This is a genomic window from Fusobacterium sp., from assembly GCF_029258315.1.
Classification (GTDB): Bacteria; Fusobacteriota; Fusobacteriia; order Fusobacteriales; family Fusobacteriaceae; genus Fusobacterium_B.
Window position 1 is genome coordinate 1 of the sequence record NZ_JARHZE010000061.1, and the last position, 9,170, is coordinate 9,170.

The following is a 9,170-nucleotide window of genomic DNA, read 5'->3' on the forward strand; positions in this document are numbered from 1 at the left end:
AATATTAAAGAGAGGAAAAATTTTCCTCTCTTTTTTAAGTGTTAATAAAATTTTTTATAAAAGAAGCCACTGTTCCCCTATCAACCTTAAGTCTTCTTGCAATTTCAGATTTTGAAATTTTTTTATCAAGTAAATTAGTTATATATTTTTCTTTACCTGTCAACTTAACTTTTTTTGCTTTTCCTAAAGGACGTCCCAATTTTACTCCTTCAGCTTTTTTTCTTGCAAGAGCCTCTTTTGTTCTTTGACTAATAAGATTTCTTTCTATTTCGGCAGAAAGACCAAAAGCAAAAGCTAAAACTTTACTTTGAATATCTTCTCCAAGTCTATAATTATCTTTTATAGTCCAAACCTTACATTCTCTTGTCATACAAATATTTAATATTTCCATTATCATAAAAAGGTTTCTTCCTAGTCTTGAAAGTTCAGAACAAATAATCAGATCACCTTTTTTTATTTTTTTTAATAATTTTCCTAATTTTCTTTTATCATAATTTTTTGTTCCACTAATTGTTTCCTCTATCCAACCATCTATTGAAATATTTTCTCTTTCGCAGAATCTAATTATTTCATATTTTTGATTTTCTACAGTTTGTTTGTCGCTGCTAACTCTTACATATCCGTATACCATAAATTTAATTCCTCCTTTTATATAAATATTATAAAATATAAATTTTCATATTTTAAATATTTTTTTATAAAAGAAAGAAAAAAGAGAGGAAAATTTTTCCTCTCTTTGGTATTTTATATTAGTTTTAAATTAGAATCTATATGACCATCCAAATGTAAAGTTTTGATAGTATTTCTCAGTCACATCATCAGTATGTCCGTCTTTTAAATCCCATTTTCTAAATTCATAAGCATAGTTAGCATAAACGTTTAAGCTTTCTGTCATAGCATAATTAGCTTTTAAATAGATTCTATTTCTTCCAAAATCATCATAATTTCTATGTGGTGTTGGTTTTTCATAATTCTTATCTTCAGTTATATTAAATCTACCTTCTGTTGATAGTGTTAATTTACCTGATTGATATAATGGAGCATATATTCTTATTTGTTGAGCTAAAGAATCTTCATATTTAGTTAGTTTATTATCTTCAACTATAGAAGTATCTCCTAAAGTTTTTGTATAATCTAACATATACTTCACTGTAACTGGACCAAATTTTGCTCCAATTGGGAACCATTCAGCTCTTAAAACATCATTTGTTCCATCATTAAATTGATACCAGAAATCTCCTGATGATAAGAACATTCCGTGTGAATAATCATATCTACCATAGAATCTTTCAAAGTCATCTTCTCCTCTATATCTAAATCCTAATTTTAAATCATCATTTACTTTATTCCAAACATCAAATTGGATTCTTCCACGACTTGAATTTACGTCGTCATTTTTATCGCTGTATGCCCATTGTTTAGCTCCTTCAAATCCAATTGTCCAATTTTCATAAGCTAGTCCAACTCTGTTATATAACCAAGCTGTTGTATCATCTGTACCATTTGTATGTTCTATCTCAACTTCTTGTCCAATTGATGTTACTGTTAATTCTGGTGCTGCGTAAGTTGCTGCAGAAACAACTCCAAGTGCTGCTAATAAAAGTGCTAATTTTTTCATAATAAAATTTCCTCCTTGAATTGCATAATAATATACCATCTTAACGATGTTTACTTTCATCCACAAATCAATCATACATTATTTTTTCTATTTTGTAAACCTTTTTTTTGTTTTTTTTTAAACTTTTTTTGCTTTTTTTCAGACAATTATTTTTTTTATTTCATTTATTTTTTTAATTCAAATAAAATATTATAATTAAAAAATAATATATTTTATTAATTTATTTCATATAAAAAAATGATCTGTTTTCAGATTTTTTTTAAAATTTTATTGTTTTTTATTCTTTTTTTCTTAATTAGAAATATTTCATCTTATTTAATACATATATTTTTATACAATTTCATAAACTCTGTATTTAACAATTTATTTCATTTTTAAATATAAATTATTTATTTTAAATACTTTATTTGATTTTTAATTTTATAAAAATATTTTTCTTGTCTTTATAGTAAAGTTTATTTTTCCCAATTCTATAATATATGTATCATTATTTAATTTCTATTTTGTTCTTGAGACCATTTTAACTTGAAAACCATTTCTTTTTTTGATATAATTTTTTTATTAAATAATTTAATATTTTTATGGAGACGATGTTTTATGCAAACACTAAAATATGTATATGGTCCCATTCCATCAAGAAGACTTGGACGTTCTTTGGGAGTTAGTCCTATACCAAAAAAAACTTGTAACTATTCTTGTGTTTATTGCCAACTAGGAAGAACTAATAAAATGACTAATGAAAGACAAGAATTTTTTAAACTTGAAGATATTATAGCGGAATTTAAAGATTATTTAAAACATTCTGATGGTTTTGATGTTGTAACAGTTGTTGGAGAAGGAGAACCTACTCTATATTCAAGACTTGGGGAATTAGTTAGAACTTTAAAATCTTTAACTACTAAACCAGTTGCTGTTATTACTAATGGAGCTTTACTTAATGATAAAAAAGTTCAGGAAGATTTAATGGAAGCAGATATTGTTCTTCCTTCTGTTAATGCTTATGATGATACAATTTCTAAAAAAATAGATAGACCTTATGGTAGAATTAAATTTGAAGATATTCTTAATGGAATTATTGAATTTTCTCATAAATATACTGGAGAACTTTGGCTTGAAATTATGTTACTTGATGGTATAAATGATGATAAACATTCTATTGAAGAATATAAAAAATTATTAAAAAAAATAAAATATACTAGATTATATTTAAATACCCCTGTAAGACCACCAGCTGAAGTATATATTAATATGGTATCAAAAGAAAATATGAAGTATGCTGTGGAAGAATTAAAAGGAATTTCCATTGATATGTTAAGTGATGGAGCTTTTTATAGTGAAATTGATGACAATCACGAAGCAGTTTTAAGCCTATGTAAAAGACACCCTATGAATCAATTTGAACTTAGAAGTTTTTTAAATAGTAGAAAAGTTTCTAATATTGATGAAGTTATTGAAGAAATTGAAAAAGATGAAAAAATAAATGTTATAGACTATAAAGGAATAAAAACTTATCGTCTAAAATAAAAAAAATTTTTGTTAAATTTTATTTAACTTTTAATTTTTTTATAAATTTCAAAAAAATTTAAAATTATAATAAATATCATACTGATAAAGAGGAGTAGAACTTTTACTCCTCTTTTTATTTTTTGATTTTTCATCCATGTGTTTAAATAAAATTAATTATCTTATAAAAAAACATTTTTTCTATTTTTTGTTGTTGATTTTTATTTTTTTCTATGATATAATCATCTCATAAATGAAATGATTACATTCAAAATAAAGAAATACAATTTTATATATGAAAGTTTATATAAGGAGGTAGGTAGTATATGTCTTTTAAAACAAGTGAGGTACATGAAAATCTTCGTCAAAGGGTTAGAGAATTTGCCGAGAGTGAAATAAAACCAATTGCATTTATGTTAGATCAAAATAATGAATTTCCAACTGAGGCTATTAAAAAATTTGCTGAAATGGGACTTATGGGTATCCCTTATCCGAAGGAATATGGTGGAGCTGGTATGGATACTTTAAGTTATGCTATCGCTGTTGAAGAGTTATCTAGAGTTGATGGTGGAACTGGAGTTATTTTATCTGCACACGTTTCATTAGGTACTTATCCTATTTATGCTTTTGGTACTGAGGAGCAAAAACAAAAATATTTAATTCCTTTAGCTAGTGGAGAAAAATTAGGAGCTTTTGGACTTACTGAACCAAATGCTGGATCTGATGCTGGTGGAACTGAAACAACAGCTGTTCTTGAAGGAGATTATTATATTTTAAACGGTGGAAAAATATTTATAACTAATGCTGACAAAGCTGATACTTATGTAGTTTTTGCTGTTACTACTCCAGATATTGGTACTAGAGGAATAAGTGCTTTCATAGTTGAAAAAGGTTGGGAAGGATTTACTTTTGGAGATCACTATGACAAAATGGGTATTCGTTCTTCATCAACTGCTGAATTAATTTTTAATAATGTAAAAGTTCCTAAAGAAAACTTACTAGGAAAAGAGGGAGAAGGATTTAAAATAGCTATGGCTACTCTTGATGGAGGAAGAATTGGTATAGCATCTCAAGCACTTGGTATCGCTCAAGGAGCTTTTGAAAATGCTCTTGCTTATGCAAAAGAAAGAATCCAATTTGGAAAACCAATAGCACAACAACAAGTAATCTCATTTAAATTAGCAGATATGGCTACAAAGATAAGAGCTGCTAGATTTTTAGTTTATAGCTCTGCTGAACTTAAAGAAAATCACGAACCTTTTGGAATGGAATCAGCTATGGCTAAACAATATGCATCTGATATCTGTTTAGAAGTTGTAAATGATGCTCTTCAAATTTTCGGTGGTACTGGTTACCTAAAAGGAATGGAAGTAGAAAGATCTTATCGTGATGCAAAAATATGTACTATCTATGAAGGAACTAACGAAATCCAAAGAGTTGTTATAGCATCTCACCTTATTGGAAAAATGCCAAAATCTGAAGGTTCTTCATCTAAAAAGAAATCTTCTAAAGGACATGCTACTGGACTTCGTAAAAATATAATATTTAAAGATGGAGATATGACTGAAAAAGTTAATGCTCTTGTTGAAGCATTAAAGAAAGATGGATATGATTTTACAGTTGGTATCCCTTCTGATACTCCTATCTCTCAAGCTGAACGTGTTGTTAGTGCTGGTAAAGGTATTGGAGAAAAAGAGAATATGAAACTTATTGAGGACTTAGCTTACCAAGCTGGAGCAGCTATTGGATCTTCAAGACCTGTTGCTGAAACTTTAAGATATGTTCCTCTTGATCGTTATGTTGGTATGTCTGGACAAAAATTTAATGGAAATCTATATATAGCTTGTGGAATTTCTGGAGCTGGACAACACTTAAAAGGAATAAAAGATGCTACAACAATAGTTGCTATAAATAATAATCCAAATGCACCTATATTTAAAAATGCTGACTATGGTATAGTTGGAGATTTAAAAGAAGTTTTACCTCTTCTTACTGCTGCTCTTGACAACGGAGAAGAAAAACTTCCTGCACCACCTATGAAAAAAATGAAGAGATCTGTTCCTAAACCTACTAGATCTTCTTCTTGGAAACGTTATGTGTGCAGTGGTTGTGGATATGAATATGACCCAGCTATTGGAGATGAAGAAAATGATATCGCTCCAGAAACTTTATTTGAAAAGTTACCTGAAGAGTGGATTTGTCCTGATTGTGGAGAAGAAAAAACAGCTTTTATTTGTATAGATGAAGATTAATTTTAAATTTGCTACTTTAATTGGAGGAGGAATGCTATGCATAATGTTAGAAAAGTAACTGATGATATCTTTTGGGTTGGAGGAGATGATCATCGTTTACACCTATTCGAAAATATACACCCTATCGATAGAGGGGTTTCATATAACTCATACTTATTATTAGATGAAAAAACTGTATTATTTGATACTGCTGATTGGTCTATTGGTAGACAATTTATTGAAAATATAAAATATGTTTTAGGAGATAGAAAATTAGATTATATGGTAATCAACCATATGGAACCTGACCACGCTGCAATGATGCAAGAGGTTATCTTCCATTATCCAGATGTAAAAGTAATCAGTTCTGAGAAAGCCTTTTACCTTATGAATCAATTTGGATTCAATGTTGATCCTGAAAAAACTGAAACAGTTGTTGAAGGGGATACTAGAAAATTTGGTAAACATGAAATATTATTTGTTGCAGCTCCTATGGTACACTGGCCAGAAGCTATGGTAAGTTTTGATCTAACTAACGGAGTACTATTTAGTGCTGACGCTTTTGGAAGTTTCGGTTCTCTAGATGGAAAATTATTCAATGATGAAGTTGAATTTGATAGGGAATGGTTAGATGATGCTAGAAGATATTATACTAATATAGTTGGTAAATATGGACCTCATGTTCAAGCTCTATTGAAAAAAGCTGCTGGTATAGATATTAAAGTGATCTGTCCTTTACACGGTCCAGTTTGGAGAAATAATCTTGGATATTTCTTAGATAAATATGATAAATGGAGTAAATATGAACCTGAGGAAAAAGGTGTTATGATAGTTTATGCTTCTATGTATGGTAATACAGAAAATGCAGCCTCTGTTCTAGCTACTAAATTAGTTGAAAAAGGAATCACTAAAGTTAAGATGTATGATGTATCAAAAGTTCACGTATCTAATCTTATATCAGATGCCTTTAAATATAGCCATATAGTTTTTGCTTCAGTAACTTACAATTTAGGAATCTATCCTCTAATGCACAACTTCTTAATGGATATGAAAGCTCTTAATCTACAAAAAAGAACTGTTGCAATATTAGAAAATGGTTCTTGGGCTTGTAAATCTGGTTCTCTAATGAGAAACTGTTTAGAGCAAATGAAAGATATGAATATTTTAGATGAGAAAGTTACTCTTACTTCTTCTATGAATGAGGGAACTCATCAAGAAATGGATAGTCTTGTTGAAGCCATTTATGAAAGTATCACAAAATAATCTTATATAGACTTTCTTAAGGTAGAAAATTTTATTTTCTACCTTATTTTTTTTGCAATAGAATAAAAAACTCTGTATAATAGAATATAGTATTCAATATTTTACGGAGGATTTTATGGAAAAGATAATAAAAAAAGTTGCTGCTATTCATGATCTATCTGGTTTTGGAAGATCTTCTCTTACTAATATTATTCCTATTTTATCAACTATGGGAATCCAAGTTTGTCCTTTACCAACTGCTATTTTATCAACTCACACTGGTGGATTTACTGATTTTAGTTTTATTGATTTAACTGATAATATGGAAAAAATAATGGAACATTGGGATAAACTTAATTTAGAGTTTGATTGTATCTATTCTGGTTTTTTAGGTTCTCATAAACAGATTGATGTTGTTTCAAGATTTATTGATAGATTTGGAAATAAAAATAATCTAACTGTAATAGATCCTGTTCTTGGTGATGATGGAGAACTATATAAAACAATGGGAAATGAAATGGTTCAAGAGATGAAAAAGCTTATAAAAAAAGCTGATATAATCACTCCTAATTTTACAGAAGTTTGTCTTTTATTGGATAAAGAATATGTTGATAATATCAACGAAGAAATTGTTAAAGATTATTTAATAGAACTAGCTGAAATGGGGCCAAAAATTATAATAGCTACAAGTATTCCTGAAGAGGAAACTATTTTAAATGAAAAATATTCAAATGTAATAGCCTATGATAAAGAAAATGACGTTTTCTGGAAAATAAGATGTAAATATATCCCTGCTTCATATCCAGGAACTGGAGATTGCTATACAAGTGTGGTAATTGGTAGTCTTTTACAAGGGGATAGTTTGCCTATTGCAATAGATAGAGGGACACAATTTATAACTCAGTGTATAAGAGCTAGCTATGGATTTAAATACAATCCTAGAGAGGGAATTCTTTTAGAAAAAATGTTAAATATTTTAAATATGCCTGTAATATCTAATGGATACGAAATTCTTAATTATAAATCTAAAAAATAATTTTTCCAAAAAATAGAAAAAGCTGTACTTCATCACTAGTCAGCTTTTTCTACAATTTTTTAAAAGTTTAGGGTAGGAATCCGACTTATTTTAGGAGAGATAAATCGGACGCTTTGAAACTTATCACCATTGTTTCAAAGAAGAAATATCCTTTTCTTGATATTATAGTATCATAAAATATTTAGTTTGTCAAATTATTTTTTAAAAAAATTATAAATTTTTTAAAGTTTTTTTTTACAAAAAACTATTGACTTTTATAAAAAAAAGTTGTAAGCTATTCACATACATTTGTATAAAAAATTGGAGGATTTTATGAAGGGGCATATTATATTTTTAGCTGATTTAATAAATAATAACAATAATAATATGTTGGGATTTGGACTTAAGTAAAAAATTAGGTACAAATCCATTTTCACTTAAAAATGATTTGTACCCGACCTTCTTAAAATATTAAGCCATTCGGGTACAACCGAATGGCTTTTTTTATTAAAAAATAATTTATTTATATTTATAAAATTTAAAGGAGTGAAGACAGTATGACGAAAGATTACGATTGCAAACTAAACCTATATGAAACAGAGGTTGCCATAAAAAAAATAAAGGACTATTTCGAGAGAACTCTTGCTTATGAATTAAACTTAACTAGGGTTTCAGCACCTCTTTATGTTAGAAGATCATCTGGATTAAATGATGACTTAAGTGGTAGCGAAAGACCAGTTATATTTGATACAAAATGGGATAAAGGAGAGGAATTTCAAATTATACACTCTCTAGCAAAATGGAAAAGAATGGCTCTTAAAAGATATAACTTCCCTAACCACTCAGGACTTTACACAGATATGAATGCCATCAGAAGAGATGAGGATTTAGATAATATCCACTCTATGTATGTTGACCAATGGGACTGGGAAATGACTATAAAAAAAGAAGAAAGAAATATGAGTACTTTAAAATCTGTAGTTAGAGAAATATACAGAGCTCTTAGAAAAACTGAAGAGTATCTATTAAGAGAATATCCTGTTTTCTCTAAAAAATTACCTCACGATATTACTTTTATAACTTCTCAAGAATTAGAAGATCTTTATCCTGAACTTACTCCAAAAGAAAGAGAAGATGCTATAACTAAAATTCACAAAGCTGTTTTCATTTCTCAAATAGGAAAAACTTTAAACTCTGGTAAAAAACACGATGGAAGAGCACCAGACTATGATGACTGGAACCTAAATGGAGATATATTAATTTGGAACCCTACTCTTGGACACGCCCTTGAATTATCTTCTATGGGAATAAGAGTAGACGAAGAAACTCTTGATGCTCAATTAAAGGCTAGTGGACTTGAAGAAAGAAAAAAACTATCTTTCCATAAAGCTCTACTTAATGGGGAACTTCCTTATACTATTGGTGGAGGACTTGGACAATCAAGAATTTGTATGCTTTTCTTAGAAAAATTACATATTGGAGAGGTTCAAGCATCTGTATGGCCTGATGAAATGGTTGAAGAATATGCAAAACTTGGAGCACATTTCCTATAAAATTTTAA

At 28.6% G+C, this 9,170-nt stretch carries 7 protein-coding genes; 5 read left to right on the forward strand and 2 right to left on the reverse strand.

What is annotated here, in order from left to right:
• Positions 1 to 34: 34 nt before the first annotated feature.
• Positions 35 to 631 carry a master DNA invertase Mpi family serine-type recombinase gene (locus tag Q1J48_RS04745; protein ID WP_300361595.1) on the reverse strand — a complete coding sequence of 199 codons (597 nt, stop codon included), beginning with the start codon at positions 629 to 631 and terminating at the stop codon, positions 35 to 37.
• Positions 632 to 760: 129 nt separating this feature from the next.
• Positions 761 to 1,618 (reverse strand): hypothetical protein, encoded by an 858-nt coding sequence (locus tag Q1J48_RS04750; RefSeq protein ID WP_300361597.1) that lies wholly within the window; start codon positions 1,616 to 1,618, stop codon positions 761 to 763.
• A gap of 597 nt (positions 1,619 to 2,215) precedes the next feature.
• On the opposite strand from Q1J48_RS04750, the gene Q1J48_RS04755 reads away from it, so the two are divergent.
• The 5 genes from Q1J48_RS04755 to asnA all read left to right on the forward strand — a co-directional run bounded on the left by Q1J48_RS04755 (position 2,216) and on the right by asnA (position 9,162).
• A complete protein-coding gene (locus Q1J48_RS04755; RefSeq protein ID WP_300361600.1) occupies positions 2,216 to 3,142 on the forward strand; it encodes a radical SAM protein in 927 nt (308 codons plus the stop codon).
• A gap of 305 nt (positions 3,143 to 3,447) precedes the next feature.
• Positions 3,448 to 5,373 carry an acyl-CoA dehydrogenase family protein gene (locus tag Q1J48_RS04760; RefSeq protein WP_300329457.1) on the forward strand — a complete coding sequence of 642 codons (1,926 nt, stop codon included), beginning with the start codon at positions 3,448 to 3,450 and terminating at the stop codon, positions 5,371 to 5,373.
• 36 nt (positions 5,374 to 5,409) lie between these two features.
• Entirely contained in the window at positions 5,410 to 6,615 is a 1,206-nt protein-coding gene (locus Q1J48_RS04765) for an FprA family A-type flavoprotein (RefSeq protein ID WP_300361602.1), read from the forward strand.
• Between the two features lie 115 nt (positions 6,616 to 6,730).
• Positions 6,731 to 7,630 (forward strand): pyridoxamine kinase, encoded by a 900-nt coding sequence (locus tag Q1J48_RS04770; RefSeq protein WP_300361605.1) that lies wholly within the window; start codon positions 6,731 to 6,733, stop codon positions 7,628 to 7,630.
• Between the two features lie 536 nt (positions 7,631 to 8,166).
• On the forward strand, positions 8,167 to 9,162 hold the full coding sequence (asnA, locus tag Q1J48_RS04775; protein ID WP_300329466.1) for an aspartate--ammonia ligase: 996 nt from the start codon (positions 8,167 to 8,169) through the stop codon (positions 9,160 to 9,162).
• Positions 9,163 to 9,170: the final 8 nt, after the last annotated feature.